Annotated in this window: 19 protein-coding genes; 12 read left to right on the top strand and 7 right to left on the bottom strand. The window is 72.0% G+C overall.

The genetic code is table 11. The features are described 5' to 3' along the window. The first annotated feature begins 243 nt into the window (after positions 1 to 243). Positions 244 to 1,104: a biotin--[acetyl-CoA-carboxylase] ligase gene (locus ACZ5GT_RS39410; RefSeq protein ID WP_469036369.1), complete on the top strand. Its 861-nt coding sequence runs from the start codon at positions 244 to 246 to the stop codon at positions 1,102 to 1,104. Positions 1,105 to 1,381: 277 nt separating this feature from the next. Beyond that, positions 1,382 to 2,509: an adenylate/guanylate cyclase domain-containing protein gene (locus tag ACZ5GT_RS39415; RefSeq protein WP_469036372.1), complete on the top strand. Its 1,128-nt coding sequence runs from the start codon at positions 1,382 to 1,384 to the stop codon at positions 2,507 to 2,509. Between the two features lie 85 nt (positions 2,510 to 2,594). On the opposite strand, the gene ACZ5GT_RS39420 is transcribed toward ACZ5GT_RS39415, so the two are convergent. Next, entirely contained in the window at positions 2,595 to 3,164 is a 570-nt protein-coding gene (locus ACZ5GT_RS39420; RefSeq protein WP_469036375.1) for a hypothetical protein, read from the bottom strand. Positions 3,165 to 3,355: 191 nt separating this feature from the next. On the opposite strand from ACZ5GT_RS39420, the gene ACZ5GT_RS39425 reads away from it, so the two are divergent. The 3 genes from ACZ5GT_RS39425 to hutH all read left to right on the top strand — a co-directional run bounded on the left by ACZ5GT_RS39425 (position 3,356) and on the right by hutH (position 7,348). After that, a complete protein-coding gene (locus ACZ5GT_RS39425) occupies positions 3,356 to 4,165 on the top strand; it encodes an enoyl-CoA hydratase/isomerase family protein (RefSeq protein WP_469036379.1) in 810 nt (269 codons plus the stop codon). A gap of 386 nt (positions 4,166 to 4,551) precedes the next feature. After that, entirely contained in the window at positions 4,552 to 5,700 is a 1,149-nt protein-coding gene (locus ACZ5GT_RS39430) for a GGDEF domain-containing protein (RefSeq protein ID WP_469036383.1), read from the top strand. Positions 5,701 to 5,809: 109 nt separating this feature from the next. Then, positions 5,810 to 7,348: a histidine ammonia-lyase gene (gene hutH / locus ACZ5GT_RS39435; RefSeq protein ID WP_469036423.1), complete on the top strand. Its 1,539-nt coding sequence runs from the start codon at positions 5,810 to 5,812 to the stop codon at positions 7,346 to 7,348. Between the two features lie 39 nt (positions 7,349 to 7,387). Here hutH and ACZ5GT_RS39440 read toward each other — a convergent pair whose 3' ends face one another. Both ACZ5GT_RS39440 and ACZ5GT_RS39445 read right to left on the bottom strand, forming a co-directional pair. Further along, the gene (locus tag ACZ5GT_RS39440; protein WP_469036387.1) at positions 7,388 to 8,206 is read right to left on the bottom strand and encodes a hypothetical protein; all 819 of its coding nucleotides are present in this window, start codon (positions 8,204 to 8,206) and stop codon (positions 7,388 to 7,390) included. Between the two features lie 42 nt (positions 8,207 to 8,248). After that, positions 8,249 to 8,554: a hypothetical protein gene (locus ACZ5GT_RS39445; RefSeq protein ID WP_469036391.1), complete on the bottom strand. Its 306-nt coding sequence runs from the start codon at positions 8,552 to 8,554 to the stop codon at positions 8,249 to 8,251. A 110-nt stretch (positions 8,555 to 8,664) separates the two neighbouring features. Between ACZ5GT_RS39445 and ACZ5GT_RS39450 the strand changes: the two genes are divergently transcribed. From ACZ5GT_RS39450 to ACZ5GT_RS39470, 5 genes are all read left to right on the top strand, one after another. Then, positions 8,665 to 9,018 carry a hypothetical protein gene (locus ACZ5GT_RS39450; RefSeq protein ID WP_469036395.1) on the top strand — a complete coding sequence of 118 codons (354 nt, stop codon included), beginning with the start codon at positions 8,665 to 8,667 and terminating at the stop codon, positions 9,016 to 9,018. Between the two features lie 221 nt (positions 9,019 to 9,239). Further along, positions 9,240 to 10,490, top strand: coding sequence for a L,D-transpeptidase (locus ACZ5GT_RS39455; protein ID WP_469036397.1), 1,251 nt, complete (start codon positions 9,240 to 9,242; stop codon positions 10,488 to 10,490). Positions 10,491 to 10,621: 131 nt separating this feature from the next. Then, positions 10,622 to 12,112, top strand: coding sequence for an ABC transporter permease (locus tag ACZ5GT_RS39460; protein ID WP_469036399.1), 1,491 nt, complete (start codon positions 10,622 to 10,624; stop codon positions 12,110 to 12,112). Positions 12,113 to 12,313: 201 nt separating this feature from the next. Then, a complete protein-coding gene (locus ACZ5GT_RS39465) occupies positions 12,314 to 12,997 on the top strand; it encodes an ABC transporter ATP-binding protein (protein WP_469036402.1) in 684 nt (227 codons plus the stop codon). A gap of 271 nt (positions 12,998 to 13,268) precedes the next feature. Beyond that, entirely contained in the window at positions 13,269 to 16,580 is a 3,312-nt protein-coding gene (locus ACZ5GT_RS39470) for a S8 family peptidase (RefSeq protein WP_469036407.1), read from the top strand. 133 nt (positions 16,581 to 16,713) lie between these two features. Here the strand turns inward: ACZ5GT_RS39470 and ACZ5GT_RS39475 are convergent, their stop codons facing one another. Both ACZ5GT_RS39475 and ACZ5GT_RS39480 read right to left on the bottom strand, forming a co-directional pair. Continuing rightward, on the bottom strand, positions 16,714 to 17,349 hold the full coding sequence (locus ACZ5GT_RS39475) for a hypothetical protein (protein ID WP_469036408.1): 636 nt from the start codon (positions 17,347 to 17,349) through the stop codon (positions 16,714 to 16,716). Positions 17,350 to 17,437: 88 nt separating this feature from the next. Continuing rightward, positions 17,438 to 18,346 (bottom strand): helix-turn-helix domain-containing protein, encoded by a 909-nt coding sequence (locus ACZ5GT_RS39480; protein WP_469036410.1) that lies wholly within the window; start codon positions 18,344 to 18,346, stop codon positions 17,438 to 17,440. A gap of 173 nt (positions 18,347 to 18,519) precedes the next feature. On the opposite strand from ACZ5GT_RS39480, the gene ACZ5GT_RS39485 reads away from it, so the two are divergent. Next, positions 18,520 to 19,560 (top strand): NAD(P)-dependent alcohol dehydrogenase, encoded by a 1,041-nt coding sequence (locus ACZ5GT_RS39485; RefSeq protein ID WP_469036413.1) that lies wholly within the window; start codon positions 18,520 to 18,522, stop codon positions 19,558 to 19,560. 78 nt (positions 19,561 to 19,638) lie between these two features. On the opposite strand, the gene ACZ5GT_RS39490 is transcribed toward ACZ5GT_RS39485, so the two are convergent. Next, complete coding sequence (locus ACZ5GT_RS39490; protein ID WP_469036415.1) at positions 19,639 to 20,388, bottom strand: type 1 glutamine amidotransferase family protein; 750 nt, start codon at positions 20,386 to 20,388, stop codon at positions 19,639 to 19,641. A gap of 210 nt (positions 20,389 to 20,598) precedes the next feature. On the opposite strand from ACZ5GT_RS39490, the gene ACZ5GT_RS39495 reads away from it, so the two are divergent. Next, a complete protein-coding gene (locus tag ACZ5GT_RS39495; protein ID WP_469036417.1) occupies positions 20,599 to 22,221 on the top strand; it encodes a hypothetical protein in 1,623 nt (540 codons plus the stop codon). 270 nt (positions 22,222 to 22,491) lie between these two features. Here the strand turns inward: ACZ5GT_RS39495 and ACZ5GT_RS39500 are convergent, their stop codons facing one another. Beyond that, entirely contained in the window at positions 22,492 to 22,965 is a 474-nt protein-coding gene (locus tag ACZ5GT_RS39500) for a GNAT family N-acetyltransferase (RefSeq protein WP_469036421.1), read from the bottom strand. Positions 22,966 to 23,113 lie beyond the last annotated feature (148 nt).

Raw genomic sequence — 23,113 nt, forward strand, 5'->3', positions numbered from 1 at the left:
CCTTGGCGTGCTGCTTCTCCACGGCGCGTGCGGAGCCGGCGTGCGTCGCTTCCTCGATACGGCGCTGCAGATCCGCGAGCTTGCCCGCGGTCGTGTGGATGTCGATCTCTTGACGCTCTTCCGGCTCGGACATCGGGATGCGGCTCCCTGCCTGCTCAAAAGGGGGGACGGTTACTCATCCGTAGCGTAGTGGCGTGCCCCTCGATCGGCAGTGCGGCGTGCACCACACCTAGGGTGGTTTGCATGACGCCGCCCGACGCAGCAGACGACAGCCGCTGGTCCGACCTCGACCGCCCGCCCCTGAACGCCGCCGCGCTGCGGCGGGGGCTGGTGCACGAGGGCAGCCTGTGGCGTGAGATACGGGTGGTGCGGAGCACCGGCTCCACCAACTCCGACCTGGCCGCCCTGGCGCAGTCGGGCGAGGCGGCCGAGGGAACCGTCCTGGTCGCCGAGGAGCAGACGGCCGGCCGGGGACGCCTGGACCGCCGGTGGACGGCACCGGCCCGCTCGGGCCTCTACTTCTCCGTGCTGCTCACGCCGGGCGACGTGCCCGTGGCCCGCTGGGGCTGGCTGCCGCTGCTCACCGGCGTCGCGGTGGCCACGGGACTGTCCCGGGCGGCGGGCGTGGACACGGCACTCAAGTGGCCCAACGACCTCCTGGTCACCGTCGGCGGCGAGGAACGCAAGGCCGGCGGGATCCTCGCGGAGCGGGCCGCGGGCGACGCGGTGGTCGTCGGCGTCGGCGTCAATGTCACCCTGCGCCAGGACGAACTGCCGGTGCCGCAGGCGGGGTCGCTGGCGCTGGCGGGAGCGGTGAGCACGGACCGGGACCCCCTGCTGCGGGCGATGCTGCGCTCGCTGGAGGACTGGTACGGGCGCTGGCGGGCCGCGGGCGGCGACCCGGCGGCCTCGGGGCTGCAGGAGACGTACGCGGCGGGCTGCGCGACGCTCGGCCGGACGGTACGGGCCGAGCTCCCCGGCGACCGGTCGGTCATCGGGGAGGCGGTGGCGGTCGACGGCGACGGCAGGCTGGTGCTGGCGACGCCGGACGGAGTACAGGAGCCGGTGGGCGCGGGCGACATCGTCCACCTCAGACCGGCGTGACGGCAGGGTGCCCGGCGGGGTGCCCGGCCTGGTGCTCGCTGGGGCGGAGGCGTGGCCGACGCGGCCGACGTGGCGAGCGGTGCGCCGGGCGCGGCGCCGGGCGGGCGCGGTTTTGACCCGGTGCTCGTCCTGCCGGCCGCGGCTGTGACCACCGCTTCGACCACGACTCCGACCGTCGCTCCCGTCGCTGTTCCGGCCGGGAGTGAGCTACCGCACACCTGCCGTACAGTTGAGGCCGGTCGATACCTGACCGTGACAGATCGGAAGGGCAGCAGGCGTGACCGTCGACGACACGGGCTCCGGCGCGGGCGCGCACGACCGGGTGGACCACGACGCCGCCGACTCCGGCGAGGATCCGCTCGCCCTGCGCCTCGAACAGCTCATCCTCGGCGCCGAGCGGCGCTACACCCCGTTCCAGGCGGCCCGCAGCGCAGGCGTCTCCATGGAGCTGGCCTCCCGCTTCTGGCGGGCCATGGGCTTCGCCGACATCGGCCAGGCGAAGGCGTTGACCGAGGCCGACGTGCTGGCCCTGCGGCGGCTGGCCGGTCTGGTGGAGGCGGGACTGCTCAGCGAGGCGATGGCCGTGCAGGTCGCCCGGTCCACCGGGCAGACCACCGCGCGCCTGGCCGAGTGGCAGATCGACTCCTTCCTGGAGGGCCTGACCGAGCCGCCCGAGCCGGGGATGACGCGCACCGAGGTGACGTACCCGATCGTCGAGCTGCTGCTGCCCGAGCTGGAGGAGTTCCTCGTCTACGTCTGGCGCCGCCAGCTCGCCGCCTCCGCCGGCCGGGTCGTGCAGGCCGCCGACGACGAGGAGATGGTCGACCGGCGGCTCGCGGTCGGCTTCGCCGACCTGGTCGGCTTCACCCGCCTCACCCGCCGGATGGAGGAGGAGGAACTCGGCGAACTCGTCGAGGCCTTCGAGACGACCGCCGCCGACCTCGTCGCCGCGCACGGCGGACGGCTCATCAAGACGCTCGGCGACGAGGTGCTCTACGCGGCCGACGACGCCGGGGTCGCCGCGGAGATCGCGCTGCGCCTGATCGAGACGATGGCCCACGACGAGACGATGCCGGAGCTGCGCGTCGGCATCGCCTTCGGCACCGTGACCACCCGCATGGGCGATGTCTTCGGCACGACGGTGAACCTGGCGTCCCGCCTGACGTCGATAGCGCCCCGCGACGCCGTCCTCGTCGACAGCGCGTTCGCCGAGGAACTGATCCGGGTCGGTGACGCGCCCGCCTCGGAGGCGGCTGCCGCCGAGGCGGCGGCCACCGCGGAGAAGGAGGGCGAGGAGCCCCCGGTGTACCGCTTCGCCCTCCAGCCGATGTGGCAGCGCCCGGTACGCGGCCTCGGCGTGGTCGAACCCTGGCTGCTGACCCGGCGGAGCGGCGGGCCCGAGTGACGGGCTGACGGCGGCTCCCCGGCCGGCAGGCCGGCAGGCCGACAGGCCGGCTCGCGGGCTCATGGACGCCGGCCGACGGGCGAGGTCAGTCGTCGTGGCCGCCGGGCAGGTCCACGCACAGGCCGATGACCGGGACGCACAGGCCGGGCAGGCCGGGCAGGCCGGGAGTGCTCGGCTGCGGCGCGGGCGGGGCGGTGGTGTGACCGGGGGTCGGATTCGCCGGCGGCGCGGTGCTCGTCGTGGCCGGTGGGCTGGGCGTGGCTGTGGGGTGCGGGCCGTCGGGGGTCCTGGGGAGGGCCGTGGCAGCGGGGACGGCCGCGGGCGGGGTGGTCGTGGCCGGTACGGAGACGGTGCTCGGGTGTGCGGCCCGCCGCGTGCTCGTACCGCCTCGCGCGGCGACGGACGGCTCGGGTGTCTCCGACGCGGCCGACGCGGCCGACGCGGTGGTGGCGGCGGGCGACGGGGCCCTTACGGTGCCCGGGGCCCGGGCCGCCTCCGGGGCGTCGGGTGTCAGGCGGGCGAGGCTCAGCGCGCCGGCGGCCAGCGCGAGGCCCCCGGCGGCGATCAGCGCCCGGCGCCGACGGGGCCTGCGGTGCCGGCCGCGGATACGGACACTTATGCCGGCTGCGTCTGTCGTACCTGTCGTGAGTGTCATGGCGGCCCCTCCCTGCAGCGCCCCGCCCCCGGTGCGCCGTGGCGGAGGAACGGTATGCGCTGCCGTGCTCGGCGGGGCGGGAGTCGGGCGGGATGTCACTCGAACGGGTTGACGGGTGCGCCTTTCGCCGCCGGGCCGGGACTGGGATGATCGGGACGTATCTTGTTAACCCGCGTTAACCGGAGGGCGTCATGAGCGAGGAGCGGTTCGGGGAGTTCGTGCTGGTGCGGCGGCACGGCGACGGGGACGTCGGGCATGTCGCGGAGCTGGCTCTGGACCGGCCCAAGGCCATGAACGCCGTCTCCACCGAGATGGCCCGCTCGATCGCCGCGGCGTGCGCGGCGCTGGGCGCCGACCGTGACGTGCGGGTGGTCGTGGTGACGTCGACGCACGAGCGGGCGTTCTGCGTCGGGGCGGACCTGAAGGAGCGGAACTCCTTCACCGACGCGGAGCTGGTGCGCCAGCGGCCCGTCGCGCGGGGCGCGTACACCGGTGTCCTGGAGCTGCCGGTGCCCACCATCGCGGCGGTGCACGGGTTCGCCCTGGGCGGCGGCTTCGAGCTGGCGCTCTCCTGCGACCTGATCGTGGCCGACCGTACGGCCGTGGTGGGGCTGCCGGAGGTGTCCGTCGGCGTGATCCCGGGCGGCGGCGGCACGCAGCTGCTGCCGCGCCGGGTGGGCGCCGCGCGGGCCGCCGAGCTGATCTTCACCGCGCGGCGTCTGGAGGCCGCCGAGGCCCGCGAGCTGGGGCTGGTCGACGAACTGGTCGAGCAGGGACGCGACCGCGAGGAGGCGCTCGCGCTGGCCTCCCGCATCGCGGCGAACTCGCCGGTCGGGCTGCGGGCCGCCAAGCGCGCGCTGCGCCTCGGCCACGGCCTCGACCTGCGGGCCGGCCTGGAGGTCGAGGACGCGGCCTGGCGCTCGGTGGCGTTCTCCGGAGACCGCGCGGAAGGAGTGGCGGCCTTCAACGAGAAGCGCAAGCCCCAGTGGCCGGGCGAGTGACCGAACAGCACCGGTTACCGGGCACCGGCGCCCGGGCGAAGCGGCGACCGGCTGCCGGGGTGTCCGGTCCCGCGTGTGGGGGACGGGCTGCCGGGCCGACGCCGCGCGCGGGCCGCGCGGCCGGGTGTGGCCGCGGGATCGGACGGCCGCGGGTCCGGTCCGGGGCGGCGGGTGCCGGTGGGCCCCGGGCGTCCGGGCGCGGGAGCGGCTACCAGGGTGCCCGTGACCCGGTGCAGTGTCGGTGTCGGTGCCCTGTCGGGGTGTGGGTCGGTGCGGTGCACCGGCCCCTGTGTACGGCCCGCTTGGCCGGATGCAGTCACGCGGCGGGGGCGCGGCTGGGGGTATTGGATGTCCCGAATTATTCGGAATGTCCCTAGCCTGGGGTGATGGGTGAGGACAAGCGGCTCGCGGCTGTCGTCGCGCTGGCGCAGGGCATGGCTGCGGCACACGGCTCGCGTGAGGCGTGGCGCGCCGCGGCGGCCGGCGCGTGCCGCGCGCTGGGCGGGAGCTTCGCCGCGCTGTCGGTGTGGGAGCGCGAGCTCGGCAGGCTCAGGGTTCTCGTCAACGTCGGAGAGCGGGCCGAGGGCGAGCAGGAGTTCCCGGACGACGAGTCCTATCCGGTGCACCAGTTCCCCGAGATCACCGAGTTCCTGCACGAACGCTGGGCCGGCGGCGGCGGCCCCAACGCCTGGGTGGAGACGGCCGAGGGTCCGGCCGCGGGGGGCCGCCCCGGTTACGTCCACCAGCGCGTCGCAGCCCTGCGGCGCCGTGGCCGCGGCTGCTGCGTGGTCGCGCCGATCGTGCTGAACGGGCGGGCGTGGGGCGAGCTGTACGTCGCACGCCGGGCCGGCGTTCCCGCCTTCGGTTCGGGCGACGCCGACTTCGCCACCGTCCTGGCCGCCGTCGTCGCCGCCGGTATCGCCCAGGCCGAGCGCCTCGAGGAGGTCAGGCGCCTCGCCTACACCGACGCGCTCACCGGCCTCGCCAACCGTCGCGCCGTGGACGCCCGGCTGGACGAGGCCATCGAGCGCCACCGCGCGGACGGCATCGTCGTCAGTCTCGTCGTGTGCGACCTGAACGGGCTCAAGCACGTCAACGACACCCGCGGCCACGCCGTCGGCGACCGCCTGCTGGAGCGCTTCGGCTCGGTCCTCTCGCTGTGCGGGGCCATGCTCCCCGGCGCCCTGGCCGCCCGCCTCGGCGGCGACGAGTTCTGCCTGCTGGCGGTCGGCCCGGCCGCCGACGATGTCGTCAAGGCAGCCCGTGAACTGTGCCGCCGGGCCGCGGAGCTGGAGCTGGGTGAGGGGGTCGCCTGCGGGGTCGCCTCGACCGGCGACCCGATCGGGCCGGTCGGCTCGGCCCGCCGCCTGTTCCGGCTCGCCGACGCCGCCCAGTACCGGGCCAAGGCGGTACGCGCCGCCGAGCCGGTGGTCGCCGGCCGGGAGGGTCCCGACGACCCCGTGGTGCGGATGGCCGACGAGCCCTCCGGGGAGCGGACGGCCGAACGCCGCCGGTTCCGCGGCCGCCGCGTCTGACCTGTCCCCGGGCAAGCCGCCCGTGACCTGTGTGTGCCCGGGTAAGGGGTGCACCCGCCACCCACTGGTGACATTGTGGAATTCAGTGCGTACGCTCCTGAATATGGATATGCACACTGTGGTGGTGGGGACCACCGGGGTCACCGCGTCCGACGTCCTCGCCGTGGCGCGCGCAGGCGCCCGGGTCGAGCTCTCCGCGGAGGCCGTGGCGGCCCTCGCGGCCGCCCGCGGGATCGTGGACGCGCTGGCGGCCAAGCCCGACCCCGTCTACGGCGTCAGCACCGGCTTCGGCGCCCTGGCGACCCGGCACATCAGCCAGGACCTGCGCAGTCGGCTGCAGCGCAACATCGTCCGCTCGCACGCCGCCGGCATGGGCCCGCGGGTGGAGCGCGAGGTGGTGCGGGCCCTGATGTTCCTGCGGCTGAAGACCGTCTGCTCCGGGCACACCGGCGTCCGCCCCGAGGTCGCGCAGACCATGGCGGACGTCCTCAACGCCGGCATCACCCCGGTCGTGCACGAGTACGGCTCCCTCGGCTGCTCCGGCGACCTCGCCCCGCTGTCCCACTGCGCCCTGACGCTGATGGGCGAGGGGGACGCCGAGGGGCCGGACGGCGCCGTACGGCCCGCCGGGGAACTGCTCGCCGAGCACGGGATCGCCCCCGTCGAACTGCGCGAGAAGGAGGGCCTCGCCCTCCTCAACGGCACCGACGGCATGCTCGGCATGCTGGTCATGGCCCTGGCCGATCTGGACACCCTCTACAAGTCCGCCGACGTCACCGCCGCCCTGACCCTGGAGGCCCTGCTCGGCACCGACCGGGTGCTCGCCCCCGAGCTGCACGCCATCCGCCCGCACCCCGGGCAGGCCGCCTCCGCCGCCAACATGCTGGCGGTGCTGACCGGCTCCGGCCTCACCGGCCACCACCAGGACGACGCCCCGCGCGTGCAGGACGCCTACTCGGTGCGCTGCGCCCCGCAGGTCGCCGGCGCCGGGCGCGACACCCTCGCCCACGCCCGCCTGGTCGCCGAGCGCGAACTGGCGTCGGCGGTCGACAATCCCGTGGTTCTTCCCGACGGCCGGGTGGAGTCCAACGGCAACTTCCACGGCGCCCCGGTCGGCTACGTCCTCGACTTCCTCGCCATCGCCGTCGCCGACCTCGCCTCCATCGCCGAGCGCCGCACCGACCGTCTGCTCGACAAGAACCGCAGCCACGGCCTGCCGCCGTTCCTCGCGGACGACCCCGGCGTCGACTCCGGCCTGATGATCGCCCAGTACACGCAGGCCGCGCTGGTGAGCGAGCTGAAGCGGCTCGCCGTACCGGCGTCGGCGGACTCCATCCCGTCGTCCGCCATGCAGGAGGACCACGTCTCGATGGGCTGGTCGGCGGCGCGCAAGCTGCGCACCGCCGTCGACAACCTCACCCGCGTGCTCGCGATCGAGCTGTACGCCGCCACCCGCGCCGTCGAGCTGCGCGAGGGCCTGACGCCCGCGCCCGCCTCGCGCGCCGTGATCGGGGCCGTGCGGGCCGCCGGTGTCCAGGGCCCGGGACCCGACCGGTTCCTGGCGCCCGACCTGGCCGCCGCGGACGCGTTCGTGCGGGACGGGCGGCTGGTGGCCGCGGTGGAGAAGGTCACCGGGCCGCTGCGGTGAGCGGGCCGGGGCCCCGCCGCGCGGCGGGGCCCCGGAGGCTCACTCGAGCTTGGCCGCCTGGGCCCGGACGACGTCCGCGGGGATGTCGTACGTGTCCTTCTGGCCGGCCAGCGCCGCCAGGCTGAGCGTGTAGTAGGTGGCGATCGTGGAGCCGTGCCGTACGACCTCCGCGTGCACGGTCGTCGTGCCGCCCTCGACCTTGCTGGTCACCGCGAACGCCACCGACTCGTCACCGGTCCCGGAGGACTTCTCCCCGGCGACCTTGGTGAACTCCTGGGCGTCCTCGCCCTTGGCCGAGACGGTGAACCCGCCCGCGCAGCCGCCGACCGCGTCCGCGACGGACTTCATCGTCTCCTCGGCGCCCCCGCCGTCGTAGGAGGAGAGCGAGACGATGGTCATCGTGGAGTCCAGCACGTCCTGGAGACCGTCCATCGCGTTCTCCAGGTCCTCGTCGGAGGTGCCGGAGGACGAGGGCTTGGTGCTCTTCTCGGTCACCATCCGGTTGACGTACGCGCTCTCGTCGCCCGGCGCGAAACCGGTGAGCACGTAGGCGATCGGCTCGCACTTCGCGTCCGCCACCGTCTCCTCGGCCTTGGACGCGGCGAACTTGTCGCCGGTGTCGGCGGACCGGACGTCGTACCCGTCGAGGTCCGCCTTGGAGACGATCAGCTTCTCCAGCTCGCCCGCGCTGAGCGCCTTCGCGGTCGCGGTGGACGAGGGGCCCCCGCCGACCGGTTCCTTGGCGTCCTTCCCGCCGGAATCCCCGCCGGAACTCCCGCCGCATCCCGTGATGAGGGCGAGCGACAGCACGCCAACGGCAACCGTGGCGCCCCTGCGCGCGCCAGATGATCTCTTCATGAGCGGACTATGAAGTCCCCGTCAAGGAAACGTCAAACAAGTTCAAAAACCCAGACGTTCCCGGCGTACCGAATAGGCGACGAACCCGGCGCCGAGGGTGAGGAAGAGGGAGCCTCCGACGACGTATGGAGTGGTGTCGAAGCTGCCGGTGTCGGCGAGCCGGTCCTCGGCCCCGGACACCGTCGCCTCCGCCTCCGAAGCGGCCCTGGCCTGCGTCGTCGTGCCCGCCGAGGGCTGCTGTCTGACCGGGTTGTCCTGTGTCGCGTTGGCGGACGGGACGAACCACAGGGCGCACAGCAGCGTCCCCGCGGCGGTGGCGGTCAGCAACGGACGGCGAGCGGATGACACGGAATATCGATCCCCTTGAGGCGCTGGCGAATTGGCCGTGTGGGCCGATGGTAGTGAAAGGCGAGGGTCACAGGAAAGTCACGGGAGGAATGAGCCGTACGCTCCGGGGCATGAGCACTGAAGACACGTCACGTTTTGTCCGCCTTCGCGTCGAACTCGTCCTCGAAATCGAGGACTCCGGCGCCCTGACCCGGGCCGCCCTGGAGCGGATCGCGGACGACCCCGATATGCCGGCCGGTGAGCGGGTACACGCCGAGAGCGCTGTGACGGAAGACACCGCGGAAGCCCTGGCCTACCTCGTGGACCCGTTCGACCTGGTCAGTGAGGTGCCGGGGGCCGACCTCGCGCAGGCCTCCTGGTCGGCCGAGCAGATCGACTACGACCCGGATTCGCCGGACGGGTACCTGGACGAGGATGATGTCGAGGAGGACGACGAGAGCGACGGCGTGGGCGGCAACGCCTGACGCCGGTCCGGGGGAACGGTGAGCCCCGGCCGGCAACCGCCGCCCGGGGTTTCGTCGTCCCACCTGGCGCACGGACCGTCATCCGCACCACCCGCCGCGGCGGACGTGGCGTGCCCCACACATGCGGTAGATGTGGAACGGGGCGCACCGGTCGGAGCGTTGGAGTTCGTTAACGGGGGCTCTTGGGGTTTGGGGATACGGCAACGATGGAGAAGCGTGTGATGACGAACAGTAAGCGGCGCAGGGGCTTCATGGTCGCGTCCGCACTGCTCGGTGGCGTGCTGGTGCTCTCGGCGTGTTCCGGCGGCGACGACAGTGCCTCCGGAAGCGGGGGCGGTGAGAGCTCCCAGGCCAAGGCCGACGCGGCGGCCGCCAAGAAGGCGTCCGAGGCGGACATCAAGATCACGCCCAAGGACGGCTCCGACAACGCCTCCATCAACAACTCCGCCGCCGTCACGGTCAGCAAGGGCACGCTGACCAGCGTGACGATGACGTCCGCCGACGGCAAAGCCGTCTCCGGGCAGTTGTCGGCCGACAAGACGAGCTGGAAGCCGAGCGTCCAGCTGGAGCGCTCGACCACCTACAAGCTCGCCGCGGCCGCGAAGGACTCCGAGGGCCGCGTCGCCCACGAGAACGCCACGTTCACCACGGTCTCCCCGTCCAACAGCTTCATAGCGAACTTCACGCCTGAGGACGGCTCCACCGTCGGCGTCGGGATGCCGGTGTCGATCAACTTCGACAAGGCGATCACCGACAAGGCCGCCGTCCAGAAGGGCATCACGGTCACCTCCAGCAGCGGCCAGGAGGTCGTCTGCCACTGGTTCAACGCCAACCGCATGGACTGCCGGCCCGAGGACTACTGGCAGGGGAACTCCACCGTCACGCTGAAGCTCGCGCTCGACGGCGTCGAGGGCGCCGACGGCGTCTACGGCGTCCAGCAGAAGACGGTCACCTTCCACATCGGCCGCAACCAGATCTCCTACGTCGACGCGCAGACCAAGCAGATGAAGGTCACGCAGGACGGCAAGGTCGTCAAGACCATCCCGATCTCCGCCGGTTCGCCCGAGAACACCACGTACGAGGGCATCATGGTGATGTCGGAGAAGTTCAAAGAGACCCGGATGAACGGCACGACCGTGGGCTTCACCGACAACGACGGCAAGGCCGAGTACGACATCAAGGACGTGCCGCACGCCATCCGGCTGACCAACTCCGGCACCTTCGTGCACGGCAACTACTGGGGCGCGAAGTCCGTCTTCGGCAGCGTGAACACCAGCCACGGCTGCGTGGGCCTGTCCGACACCAAGGGCGCCAACGACCCGAACACCCCGGCCGCGTGGTTCTACAACCACTCGATCCTCGGTGACGTCGTGGTCGTCTCGCACACCGGTGACAAGACGGTGGCCCCGGACAACGGCCTCAACGGCTGGAACATGAACTGGGCCGAGTGGAAGGCCGGATCGGCCGTCTGACGGCCGCTTCACAGGTGACCGGTGCCGCCCTCAGGGGCGGCACCGGTGTTTCCGGGCCCCGCCACAGCCTTCTCATGCTTCTCTTATGGCCGCCTTATCGAGTCATCACGGGGCGTACCTACCTTGCGGCCATGTTCTTCACCTACCTGAGGCGCGAACTGCGGCGCCGTAGAAAGGCGGCGCTCGTCGTCGCCTCCGGCCTCGCGCTGGGCATCGCGCTCGTGATCGTGGTCAACTCCGTGGCGTCCGGCATGGGCAAGGCGCAGGACAAGGTCCTCCAGTCGCTGTACGGCCTCGGTACCGACATGACGGTCACCAAGGCGGCCAAGGCGCCGACGAGCGGCTCGGACCGTCCCCGCTTCGACTTCGACGCGCAGGACTCCGACTCCGACAAGGAGCAGAGCAGCGACCGCGTCATGGTGCAGGGCTTCCAGACGCTGTCGGCCTCGACGGTGACGAAGGTCGCCGGCCAGGGCGGCGTCTCGGACGCCGTCGGCGGCCTGAGCCTCCAGGTCATCAAGGTCAGCGGCCAGTTCACGCGGGGTCAGTTCCAGCAGAACGGCGGCGGTCAGCAGAACGGCGAGGGCGGCACGCAGGGCGGCCCCGGCGGCGGCACCGGCCAGCCGCAGGGTGAAGTGCGCGGCGGCGGCGCGAACTTCGACGTCAACAACTACTCGGTCTACGGCACCGACGTCACCGAGCCGGCCCTCGGCCCGCTGACCTCGTCGAAGATCACCAGCGGCCGCACGTTCAAGACCACGGAGACCGACGCGAAGGTCGCCGTCGTGGACTCCGCGTACGCCAAGGAGAAGAAGTACAAGGTCGGTTCGACGGTCACCGTCAAGGGCACCAAGTTCAAGATCATCGGTGTCGCCACCGCCGACAGCGGCGACTCGGCCGCCAACCTCTACATCCCGCTGAAGCAGGCCCAGACCCTCAGCGACTCGAAGAACAAGGTCACCACGATCTACGTCAAGGCGACCGACTCGCAGAAGATCGACTCCGTCAAGTCGGCCATCCAGAAGAACATTTCGGGTACGACGGTCACCACCTCCGCCGACCTCGCCGACACCGTCTCCGGCTCCCTGTCCACGGCCTCCTCCCTCGCCACCAGCGTCGGCAAGTGGCTGTCGATCGTCGTGCTCGTCGCCGCCTTCCTGGTCGCGGGCCTGCTGACCTCCTCCGCGGTCTCGCGCCGGGTGCGCGAGTTCGGCACGCTCAAGGCGCTGGGCTGGAAGTCGGGCCGGGTGACCGGGCAGGTCGTCGGCGAGGCGATCGTCAACGGACTGGTCGGCGGCGCCCTCGGTATCGCGCTCGGCCTGGCGGGCGCGTACGCCGTCACCGCGATCAGCCCGACGCTGCAGGCCCAGCTGGGCTCCGGCGGGGGCGGCGGCGGGATGGGCGGCCCCGGAGGCGGCGGGCCCGGGGGCGGCGGCTTCGGCGGCGGTCCCGGCCGTCAGGCCGCGAAGACCCTCGAGGTCGCGCTCACCGCGCCGGTGAGCGCCACGACGATCGCCCTGGCGGTCGCCCTCGCGGTGGCCGGCGGCCTGATCGCGGGCGCGTTCGGCGGCTGGCGGGCCTCGCGGCTGCGCCCGGCGGACGCGCTGCGACGCGTGGAGTAGCGCACCTGCGCGCGCATGCCGCGCGCATGCCCCGCGCACCCCTGCGCGGCCTCCTTCGCTCCCCTGGGCACCCCTGCGCGGCCTCCTTCGCTCCCCCCGCGCGCCCCTCCGCACGTCTTCCGCACCGTCCCTCCGCACGTCCCCGGGGCCCGCCCGACCGGCGCGGGCCCCGATTCCCATACGTTCAGGCAGGAGTTGACCATGTACGAACTCAGAGGCGTCACCAAGCGCTACACCCGCGGCAAGGAGACCGTCGACGCCCTCGACGGCATCGACCTCACCATCGGCGACGGCGACCGGCTCGTCATCCAGGGCCCCACCGGCGGCGGCAAGTCCACCCTGCTGCAGATGCTCGGCGGACTGGACCGGCCCACCGCCGGTGAGATCGTCCTCGACGGCGTCGACCTGGCGAAGCTGTCCGAGGGCAGGCTCACCAAGGTGCGCAGCGAGAACATCGGCTTCGTCTTCCAGTCCTTCAACCTCATCCCGACGCTCACCGCCCAGGAGAACGTCGAGACCGCCCTCGTACCGCTCGGCGTGAAGGTCGGGGAGCGGCGCGAACGGGCCGCCGAGGCGCTGAAGTCGGTCGGTCTCGGCGAGCGGCTCGGACACCTGCCGTCCGAGCTGTCCGGCGGCCAGCAGCAGCGCGTCGCCATCGCCCGCGCCCTGGTCAAGCAGCCGAAGGTGCTGCTCGCCGACGAACCCACCGGCAACCTCGACGAGTCGATGCGCGACGAGATCATGGAGGTGCTCGAGCGGATGTGGAAGGAACTCGGGCTGACCTTCATCATGGTCACCCACGACTCCTCGATCGCGCGGCGGGCCCCGCGCCTGGCGACGATCCGCAAGGGACGCATCACCGTGAAGGAGAACGCCGGCGCGTAGCCGCCGCACCCCGCCGCCCGCCCGCGCGACGCACGTGTCAAGCGGGACGCGGGAACCCAACTCGACAAGCCTGTAACAGTGTTCGTGCGGCGGCGTAACAGTTGCCGGATACACCTGTGGCCCTTCTCTCACCCCTTGAGACGCCTGATCACCCCCCGGCATACTCCGTGTTCCCGGGGGGCGTACGCGTGTGTGTACGAGACCACCCCCGGCCGGGTGACGGGGGACGACGCCCGGTACTTCATCTCCAGGGGGAGACTTGCGTCCACAAGTGAAGAGAGCATGTGCGGCCACGATCGCCACCGCGGCCGCCGTGGCCCTGGCGGCGGGCATGACCAGCCCGGCGTCGGCCAGGCCCGAACAGGCGAGCAGCGCCTCGAAGCCGACCCTCACCGCCAAGCACCACATCACCCTGATCACCGGTGACCGCGTCGCCGTAGACGCCAAGGGCCGCGTCGTCGGCCTGGAGCCGGCCAAGGGCCGTGAGCACATACCCGTCCAGATCCGCAGGACCGACGGCCACACCCTGGTCGTGCCGGCCGACGTCGCCCGCATGATCGCCACCGGCAAGGTGGACCAGCGCCTCTTCGACGTCACCGAGCTGAACAAGACCACCACCCGCGCGTCGCAGAAGCGGGGCCTGAAGGTCATCGTCGGCTACCGGGGCGCCGCGACGGCCGCCCGGGCCGACGTACGGGACGCGGGCAAGCTCCGCGAGAGCCTGAAGACCCTGAACGCGGACGCGGTGCAGACGCCGAAGCAGGACGCGCCCGAGCTGTGGGACGCGGTCACCAACGGCGACCGCACCGCCTCCGGCATCGCCCACGTCTGGCTCGACGGCGTCCGCAAGGCCAGCCTCGACAAGTCCGTGCCGCAGATCGGCGCCCCCACCGCGTGGGCGGCCGGCTACGACGGCAAGGGCGTGAAGATCGCCGTTCTGGACACCGGCATCGACGCCACCCACCCGGACCTCAAGGACCAGGTGGTCGCGGCGAAGAACTTCTCCACCTCGCCCGACGCCACCGACAAGTTCGGCCACGGCACGCACGTCGCCTCCATCGCGGCCGGCACCGGCGCCAAGTCCGGCGGCAAGTACAAGGGCGTCGCCCCGGGCGCCAAGCTGCTCAACGGCAAGGTCCTCAGCGACGACGGCTACGGCGACGACTCGCAGATCCTCGCGGGCATGGAGTGGGCCGCCGAGCAGGGCGCCGACGTCGTCAACCTCAGCCTGGGCGGCGGCGACACCCCGGAGATCGACCCGCTCGAGGCCGAGGTCAACAAGCTGTCGGAGCAGAAGGGCATCCTGTTCGCGATCGCCGCCGGCAACGACGGCGACTTCGGCGACCAGACCATCGGCTCCCCGGGCAGCGCCGCCGACGCCCTGACCGTCGGCGCCGTCGACGACAAGGACAAGCTGGCCTCCTTCTCCAGCCGCGGCCCCGGACTCGACGGGCAGATCAAGCCCGACGTGACCGCCCCCGGCGTGGACATCACCGCGGCGGCGGCCCCCGGCAGCGTCATCGACCAGGAGGTCGGCGAGAAGCCGGCCGGCTACCTGACGATCTCGGGCACGTCGATGGCGACCCCGCACGTGGCGGGCGCCGCGGCGATCCTCAAGCAGCAGCATCCGGACTGGTCGTTCGCCGAGCTCAAGGGCGCGCTGACCGGCTCCGCCAAGGACGGCGGATACACGCCGTTCCAGCAGGGCTCGGGCCGCATCCAGGTCGACAAGGCCATCAAGCAGACGGTGATCGCCGACCCGGTGTCGGAGAGCTTCGGCGTCCAGCAGTGGCCGCACACCGACGACAAGCCGGTCACCAAGCAGCTGACCTACCGCAACCTCGGCACCAAGGACGTCACCCTGAAGCTGACGTCCACCGCCAAGAACCCCAAGGGCCAGGCGGCTCCCGCGGGCTTCTTCAAGCTCGGCGCCACCACGGTCACCGTCCCCGCGGGCGGCAAGGCCACCGTCGACCTCACCGTCGACACCAGGCTGGGTGGCACGGTCGACGGCATGTACTCCGCGTACGTGACCGCGACCGGCGGCGGGCAGGCCGTGCGCACCGCGGCCGCGGTCCAGCGCGAGGTCCAGTCCTACGACGTCACGCTGAAGTTCATCGACCGTGACGGCAACCCGGCCAAGAACTACCTCGCGACCCTGGCCGGCATCTCCGGCCTCGGCGAGGGCAGCTTCTACTCGCCCTACGACCCCTCCGGCACCGTCACCACGCGCGTGCCCAAGGGCGACTACGTCCTCGACACCGGCGTCGTCGCGGACCCCGAGGACTTCGCCAAGGGCGTCGACGCGCTGGCCCAGCCGAAGCTGAACGTCACCAAGAACACGACGATCACGCTGGACGCGCGGACCGCGAAGCCGGTCGACATCACCGTCCCGGACGCCGCCGCCAAGTCGGAGTTCGCGTCTCCCGGTTACGCGATCCAGTCCGGCAGCTTCGGCATCTCCTTCGGCTGGTGGCTGGACTCCTACGACAACTTCCGCACCAAGGGCCTCGGCCCGGAGGTCACCGACGGTTCGCTGACCCAGCAGTGGGACGGCCACTGGACCAAGGGTGACGACGAGGAGTACGACACCACGACCGGCGCGGTGGTCAAGAAGCTCGCCACCGGCTACACCAAGCACTACAAGGCGAGCGAACTCGCCACGGTCAAGGTCGGCATGGGCGCCGCGGCGAGCGGCAAGAAGGGCGCGGTCAGCGCGCTGGGCTGGCTGCCCAACAGCAGTGGCGCCTCCTCGATCGGCGTGCCGCAGACCCTGCCCGGCACCCGCAAGCTGCACCTGTCCACCTCGGGCGGCGTGCAGTGGAACCTGGAGTTCACGCAGTACGGCGGCACCGACTCCGAGGGCTTCCCGATCTCCGAGGCCGGCTACTTCATCGACACCCCGCAGACCTTCAAGGCGGGCCAGACCTACTCGAAGACCTTCAACACGGCCGTGTTCGGGCCGCACCTGAACTACGACTACGGCCTGTACCGCGACGGCAACAGCATCTCCGGCATCGTGCCGCTGTTCGCCGACGGCAAGGCGCACGCGGGCTCGTCGGCCTTCACCTCGGTCACCACCACGCTCTACCGCAACGGCACCAAGGTCGGCTCCAACGACGACCCGCTGTTCGGCGACGGCGAGTTCAAGGTCCCCTCGGGTGAGGCGGACTACAAGCTGACGACGTCGGTCAAGCGCACCGTCAAGGTCGCGGCGGCCTCCACCCGCATCGACGCGAGCTGGACGTTCCGCTCCAAGAAGACCTCCGACTTCACCAAGCTGCCCGCCTCCACGGTCCGTTTCAACGCGACCACGGGCCTGGACAGCAAGGTCGAGGCCGGCAAGACGGTGAGCATCCCGGTCGTCGTCGAGGGCTCCGCCAAGGGCAGCAACCTCAAGTCGCTGGGCGTGTGGGTGTCGTACGACTACGGCCAGACCTGGAAGAAGGTCAACGTGGTCCACGGCAAGATCACCGTGAAGAACCCGGCGAAGGGGAAGGCCATCTCCTTCCACGCCAAGATCACCGACAAGAAGAACAACAAGTCGACGATCTCGATCTACAACGCCTACTACGGCAAGTAGTCCGCGGCTCCTGACCAGGAGCCCAGCGGCCTGAAAGGCCGAGGAGGCCCGCCGGAAGATAAGATCGCTTCCGGCGGGCCTTTCGTCTGCTCCGCGCATCACCTGTCGGCGGAGACGTCCCCCTGCGCGACCGTCAACCGCCCGTCCGGAACGCGCCTTCCGCCGGGTGAGCGAAAGCCTCGACGGCGGTCTTCCCGCCGGCCGCGGTCCCCTTGAGCGCGATCTGCCCGCCCATCACCCGCAGGTCCACCCAGAAGCGCACCGCGCCCCGCTCGGCCCTGAGGCCGTGGATGCGGGAGCCGGGGTAGCCGAGCTCGTTCAGTTCCCTCGCCACCTGGGCCGGGGTGGGCTTGTCCAGGCCGGTCAGCGCCAGGGCGACGCGTTCGCTGTGTTCCTGCCCCTCGCACGCCTCCACCCCCTTCAGACGGGCGGGCTCAGGCGTGGCGGCGGGGGACAACTCCTCCGGGGACGGCGGCTCCTCGTCCACCGGCAGCGGCTCGTCCGGCCGCGTGGTCGGATGCTCACCCGGGGCCGGATCACCGGACTCCCGCGCCGTCGGAGAGTCCGGCACGCACGAGGCGCCCACCCGCTCCAGCATCTCCAGGAACGCCACCTCGGCATCCGCGTCCGTGCTTGCCACCGCCCGCGCGCCCACCCCGCTCGCGGGTTTCCCCCGCTGCTCCCCGGCCCGTTCGCCGCCGCACCCGGACAGTGCCACCACGGCGAGCGCCGCCGCTCCCGCACTCGCAAGAAACCTGTTCAGCGTCATGAACAAATCCTCACGGAACGGTCCGCCGCGCCACATGAGTACGCGTACTCACGGACTCCCCGTACCGACTCGGGCGGACGCCGGAGGGTCAGGGCCGGGCGGAGGAGCCCGTCCGGGGCGCGTCCGCGGCCCAGTCGCCGAGCAGCCGCAGCGCCTCCGCCGACGGCGACCCCGGCTCCGCGTGGTAGGTGACCAGGACCTGCTCCGCGTCGTCGGCCAGGCGGAAGGACTCGTACGACAGCGTCAGGTCGCCCACCAGCGGATGGCGCAGGTTCTTGACGCCGAAACCCTTCTCCTTGACGTCGTGCATGGCCCACAGGCGCCGGAACTCCTCGCTCTTGACGGAGAGTTCACCCACCAGGGAGGACAGGCGCGGATCGTCGGGACTGCAGCCCGCGTCCATGCGCAGGAAGCTGACGACGTCGCTCGCCTTCTGCTCCCACTGCACGAACAGGTCGCGGTAGTCGGGCCGCAGGAACACCAGTCGCGCCCAGTTCCGCTCCTGCGCCGGCAGCTCCCCCCAGTCGCCGAAGACGGCCGCGGCCATCCGGTTCCAGGCGAGGATGTCCGAACGCCGCCCCGTCACGTAGGCCGGCACCGTGTCCATCGTCTCCAGCAGCTGCCGCAGCGCGCCGCGCACCTGCTGCGTCCGCCCGGCCGGCTTCTTCTTGTGCTGCTTCGGCTTCGCCAGGTGCACCAGATGCGCGTGCTCCGCGTCACTCAGCCGCAGCGCCCGCGCGATCGAGTCGAGCACCTCAGCCGACACGTTCCGCCCGTTGCCCTGCTCCAGACGCGTGTAGTACGCCACGGACACCCCGGCGAGCTGCGCCAGCTCCTCGCGGCGCAGCCCCGGCACCCGGCGGTGCCTGCCGAAGTCCGGCAGCCCCACGTCCTCCGGCTTCAGCCGGGCGCGCCGGGTGCGCAGGAACTCGCTGAGCTCGGCACGCCGGTCCAGGGCCGACGCGGTCTCCCGCACGGTTTCGGGCTGTTCCTCCATGCCTTCCAGTATTCACGGTCGTACGCACAGCAGCCTGACCCCGCCAGTGGTAGGCACAGCGGACGTAGGTACAGGCGTGGCCTGGGTGAGTGGCGATCCGCTGGGCACACTGGACGTCGTGCCCGGCCGAAAGGCAGCCGGGCGCACACGACCTTGCTAGGAGAACCCCCGGCATGACCACTGTCGCTGCGTACGCCGCACCCGCCGCCAAGGCTCCCCTGGAGCGCACCACCATCGAACGCCGAGCGGTCCGCGAGCACGACGTCCTGATCGACATCAAGTTCGCCGGCATCTGCCACTCGGACATCCACCAGGCGCGCGAGGGCTGGGGCGAGGCGATATTCCCGATGGTCCCGGGCCACGAGATCGCGGGCGTCGTCTCCGAGGTCGGCCCCGGCGTCACCAGGTTCGCCGTCGGCGACCGGGTGGGCGTGGGCTGCATGGTCGACTCCTGCCGCGAGTGCGAGAACTGCCTCAAGGGCCTTGAGCAGTACTGCCTGGCCGGCAACGTCGGCACGTACAACGCCATCGGCAGGGACGGCGAGCCGACCTACGGCGGCTACTCCGAGAAGATCGTCGTCGACGAGAACTACGTCGTCCGCATCCCCGACGGCCTGGCGCTGGACGTCGCCGCGCCCCTGCTGTGCGCCGGCATCACCACGTACTCCCCGCTGCGTCACTGGAACGCGGGCCCCGGCAAGAAGGTCGCGGTCGTCGGCCTCGGCGGCCTCGGCCACATGGGCGTCAAGATCGCGCACGCGATGGGCGCCGAGGTGACCGTGCTGTCCCAGTCCCTGCGCAAGAAGGACGACGGGCTGAAGCTGGGCGCCGACCACTACTACGCCACCAGCGACCCGGAGACCTTCAAGGCGCTGCGCGGCACCTTCGACCTGATCGTCTCGACCGTGTCGGCCCCGATGGACTTCGGCGCGCTGCTGTCCCTGCTGAAGGTGGACGGCGCGCTGGTGAACGTGGGCGCCCCCGAGGAGCCGATCTCGCTCAACCTGTTCTCGGTGATCGGCGGCCGCAAGACCCTCGCCGGCTCCATGATCGGCGGCATCCAGGAGACGCAGGAGATGCTCGACTTCTGCGCGGAGCACGGCATCGGCGCCGAGATCGAGCTGATCCGCGCCGAGGAGGTCAACGAGGCGTACGAGCGGGTGCTGGCGAGTGACGTCCGGTACCGGTTCGTGATCGACACGTCGACGATCTGACCCTTCCCAGTCGACGCCTGACGGGACGCCTGGCGGGACACCGGACGGCCGGCCGGCGCCGGCCGTCCGGGGGTGCGATCAGCCGGCGGCGGCGAACTCCTCGCCGTCGCCGTAGGCCCGTACGAGCGCGGCCCCGTCGGTGCCCCGCCGCACCGAGTGCGCGCGCCCGAGACCGGCGACCCGGACCCGCCCGTCGGGCGTGACCTCCGCCATGGTGTTCTCGTCGAGCGCGACGCCGTGGGCGAGCCCGTGCCGGGCGGCCGCCGCGATCAGCCGCGGCAGGTTGCCCCACTGCGCGGCGTGCACGTCGACGGTGAAGGGCACGATCCCGAGCCCGGCCCGCACCTCCACCTCCTCCAGGTCCTCCGCGCTGTCCTCCGGACACACCGCGACGCCGCCGTCGAGCCATCCGCCGACGAGGGCGTCCCGCGCCGCCACCGCCGCACCCGCGGAGAAGCCCGCGTACGGCATGCCGCTCTCGGCGAGCAGGCCCGGCAGCCGGTCGAGACAGTCGCCGAACGCATCCTGGTACGCGGGGGTGAGCCCACCGCAGACCAGCAGCCCCTGCACGTCCCGCAGCAGACCGGCGTCGAACCGCTCGCCGATCGGCACGAGCAGCGGAACGGGAACGCAGTCGGCGACCTTGCGCAGCACGGCGTCGTACCGGGCGAACTGCCCCACGCCGTCGCCCTCGTCGACGATCACGCACCCGATCCTGGGCGCACCGCCCCCGGCGGTGTCCGCGGCGGCGCGCAGGAAGGGCCCGTAGACCGCCGACGCGGCGGCCGCGTCCCAGCCGCCCCCGATGAGAAACGTACGAAAGCTCATGTGCTCCCCCGATTGATCCCCCGATTGATCGAATCGGCACTGTACGGGCTGGAAGGGCTGATCGTCGAGCGGGCCGCCGGACCGGTGCCGGAGGAGCCCCGGTCCGGGGACGGACCCCTGCCCGGCCGCCCACCGCGTTTGCGCGACCCGTGTACGGATGGTGGCATCCGTACTACGGAGAGTTCCCGTTCTGGGTCAGGAGGGACGGCCATGGGCCACGTCGCGCCTAGAGTCCGGTATTCGCTGACGTGCGTGATGCTTCTCGCCGCAGCCGGATGCGGTCAGTACCAGGCCGGTGCCGGGTCGGGCACGGCCGGTGGCCAGATCACCGAGGGGCTGGTCGGCGACCTGAAGAAGAGCGGGTTCCAGGTCAGTCCCGGATACGCGCGGCTCTACACCCAGCAGGACTGCAAGGAGTACACCTACTCGGTGCTGAGGAACTGCCTCGCGAACAACCCCGCGGCCCCGTACGTGCTGCCCGTCGTGAAGACCTGGCCGAACGAGTACGTGGACCCGGCGGCGGTGAACGCCTTCGGCCGGACGCGCCCCGGCTACACGACGACCTACCGGCTCGATCCGCGGGACGCGGTCGTGATCTACGGGAAGATGCCTCCCCCGGCCCGCTACATGGCCCTGCAGACCTGGGAGTTCAGTCAGCGCGGGCACTGGAAGGCCGACGACTACGACAAGTGGCGGCACACCGTCGTGCCCGAGCAGTACCTGTTCGACACGATCCCGCCCGGCGACCGGCGGTCGGCGCGGACCCAGAGCGTGTCCGCGCTCGGTGACACCGTCAACAACGTCGTCATGCAACGCCGGTCCGGTTATCCCTTCGGGAAGAACCGGTACTTCATCATCACCCCCAGCGCCACCACCGACCAGGCGGTGCGCCGGGCCCTGCAGGCCCAGGGCGTTCCCGACCAGGACATCTTCACCGAGCACATCCCCGACCGCGACGCCTACGGCCCGGTCGGACCGCTGGGCATGGGCAAGGACGCCGTCGACTTCGTCACCCCGTTCCGGTACGCCGTTCCCGACCCCGGCCAGGCGCAGGCCGCGGACAAGTGGCGGAAGAACCCTCCGCTGACGGTGATGCGCGTGCGCGCCCCCGACTCCGCCGGGCCCGTACGGCGGTACGGGCCGCTGACCTTCGAGAAGCGGACCGCGAACAGCGAGACCCACCTGGCGGGCGACGAGCAGAACCTGATCAACGCGGTGTGCGACCGGGTCACCACCGTGGCCCGCCTTCGCGCCGACGGCTGCACAGGCCCCTCGGCGTCCTCCCTGCTGGTCGACCCGGTGAGGCAGTACGGGTGGGCCGGACCGTACTGCCGCTCCGTCAACATGAACTGCCTGGGCGACGAGCAGGACGCGATCTACTACCTGGGACGGCCGCTCCCGCTGGACTCCGGGCAGGTCTACGCGGTGGTCGACACCCTCGCCACGGAAACCGGCAACGCCACCTACACCGCCCTGTCCGTCAACGACGCCTCCCTGCTGGCGGGCGTCGCGAACATCCTGGACACCGGTCTCAAGGGCTCCGCGGACGGCTACGCGAAGACGGTCCGGAACAGCGGCAAGTTCTTCGTGCACTACTTCACCAGGGACTGCCAGGTGCTCCGCGGCCTGCCCGGCTGGCCGAAGAACTGCACCGAGATCACCCCCGGAATGCTGCCGACGCGCGCGGACACGGCCGCGGAGGGCGACCCCGCCCTGCACGGCATGTTCATGCCCTCGCTGCGGGACTACGTCAAGCCGGGAACCGCCCGCGGACCCTACTCCGGCGAACTCCTGACCCCGAGGATCCTGACGTTCACCCAGCCGGGGAAGTAGGCCACGAGGCCTCTTTCCGACGTTGATTCGTCACGGCTCGGTGTCTCCGCCCGGTGTCTTTGCCCGGGCGGAGACACCGCTCCGTTCGGAGCAGGTCAGAGCAGGCTCTCGTCCCGGACCGTCCAGCCCTCACCCAGCTCACGGCGCAAAGCGCCCAGGGCCGCGTGCGCCCGCTGCCGGAAGGCCCGCAGTTCTTCGTCCGACCAGGGCGAGGGGTGTCCACGCCGGCCTCGAAGAAGAACCGCAGGTAATGGGTCACACGGCATCCTCTCAGGCGTCCGTGACCAGGCCGGCGTACGCGCTGGACGGCCAGGCGGCGAGGATCTTGGGACGCAGGGTGGCGCCGAGCCGGCGGTAGAAGCGCTGCGCGTCGACGTTGCCGGCCTCCACGCCCCAGCGGATCAGCAGCCGCCCGGGTGCTGCCGACGCGGCGAGAGCGGCCATCAGCCGTCGGCCGGTGCCCGCGTCGCGGTGCCCGGGGCGGACGTAGAGGTCGTCGAGGTCGAGCACGTCTCCGCCGGTCCACAGGTGCAGCCGGCGGACGGCGGAGACGTAGCCGACCGCCGGCCCGCCGCGCTCGGCCAGCAGGACGGTCACCTCGGGGCGTCCGAGCAGGGCGCGCCACTGCTTGTCGGTGACGTGCACCTGCGCCGTCTGATCCTCGTGGGCGGCGATCTCGCGGACCATCGCGGCCACCTCGGGGGCGTCATGCGGTGTGGCCCGGCGGATCGTGATCTCGGTCATCGCGGGGGAGTCCTCTCGGTGGTGGGGAGGCGGGGTGGCGGACGGGGCGGGGGGGGGGGGGGGGGGGGGGGGGGGGGGGGGGGGGGGGGGGGGGGGGGGGGGGGGGGGGGGGGGGGGGGGGGGGGGGGAGGGGGAGACGGAGGGAAGA

It is taken from the genome of Streptomyces sp. NPDC031340, from assembly GCF_055569945.1.

Bases quoted from the DNA above. Each gene is read 5' to 3' on its own strand.
- ACZ5GT_RS39465 (WP_469036402.1), top strand. From the start codon at position 12,314: ATGTACGAACTCAGAGGCGTCACCAAGCGCTACACCCGCGGCAAGGAG.
- ACZ5GT_RS39425 (WP_469036379.1), top strand. From the start codon at position 3,356: ATGAGCGAGGAGCGGTTCGGGGAGTTCGTGCTGGTGCGGCGGCACGGC.
- ACZ5GT_RS39460 (WP_469036399.1), top strand. From the start codon at position 10,622: ATGTTCTTCACCTACCTGAGGCGCGAACTGCGGCGCCGTAGAAAGGCG.
- ACZ5GT_RS39440 (WP_469036387.1), bottom strand. From the start codon at position 8,206: ATGAAGAGATCATCTGGCGCGCGCAGGGGCGCCACGGTTGCCGTTGGC.
- ACZ5GT_RS39475 (WP_469036408.1), bottom strand. From the start codon at position 17,349: ATGACGCTGAACAGGTTTCTTGCGAGTGCGGGAGCGGCGGCGCTCGCC.
- ACZ5GT_RS39455 (WP_469036397.1), top strand. From the start codon at position 9,240: ATGACGAACAGTAAGCGGCGCAGGGGCTTCATGGTCGCGTCCGCACTG.
- ACZ5GT_RS39450 (WP_469036395.1), top strand. From the start codon at position 8,665: ATGAGCACTGAAGACACGTCACGTTTTGTCCGCCTTCGCGTCGAACTC.
- ACZ5GT_RS39430 (WP_469036383.1), top strand. From the start codon at position 4,552: ATGGGTGAGGACAAGCGGCTCGCGGCTGTCGTCGCGCTGGCGCAGGGC.
- ACZ5GT_RS39420 (WP_469036375.1), bottom strand. From the start codon at position 3,164: ATGACACTCACGACAGGTACGACAGACGCAGCCGGCATAAGTGTCCGT.
- ACZ5GT_RS39485 (WP_469036413.1), top strand. From the start codon at position 18,520: ATGACCACTGTCGCTGCGTACGCCGCACCCGCCGCCAAGGCTCCCCTG.
- ACZ5GT_RS39500 (WP_469036421.1), bottom strand. From the start codon at position 22,965: ATGACCGAGATCACGATCCGCCGGGCCACACCGCATGACGCCCCCGAG.
- ACZ5GT_RS39490 (WP_469036415.1), bottom strand. From the start codon at position 20,388: ATGAGCTTTCGTACGTTTCTCATCGGGGGCGGCTGGGACGCGGCCGCC.
- ACZ5GT_RS39495 (WP_469036417.1), top strand. From the start codon at position 20,599: ATGGGCCACGTCGCGCCTAGAGTCCGGTATTCGCTGACGTGCGTGATG.
- hutH (WP_469036423.1), top strand. From the start codon at position 5,810: ATGCACACTGTGGTGGTGGGGACCACCGGGGTCACCGCGTCCGACGTC.
- ACZ5GT_RS39410 (WP_469036369.1), top strand. From the start codon at position 244: ATGACGCCGCCCGACGCAGCAGACGACAGCCGCTGGTCCGACCTCGAC.
- ACZ5GT_RS39480 (WP_469036410.1), bottom strand. From the start codon at position 18,346: ATGGAGGAACAGCCCGAAACCGTGCGGGAGACCGCGTCGGCCCTGGAC.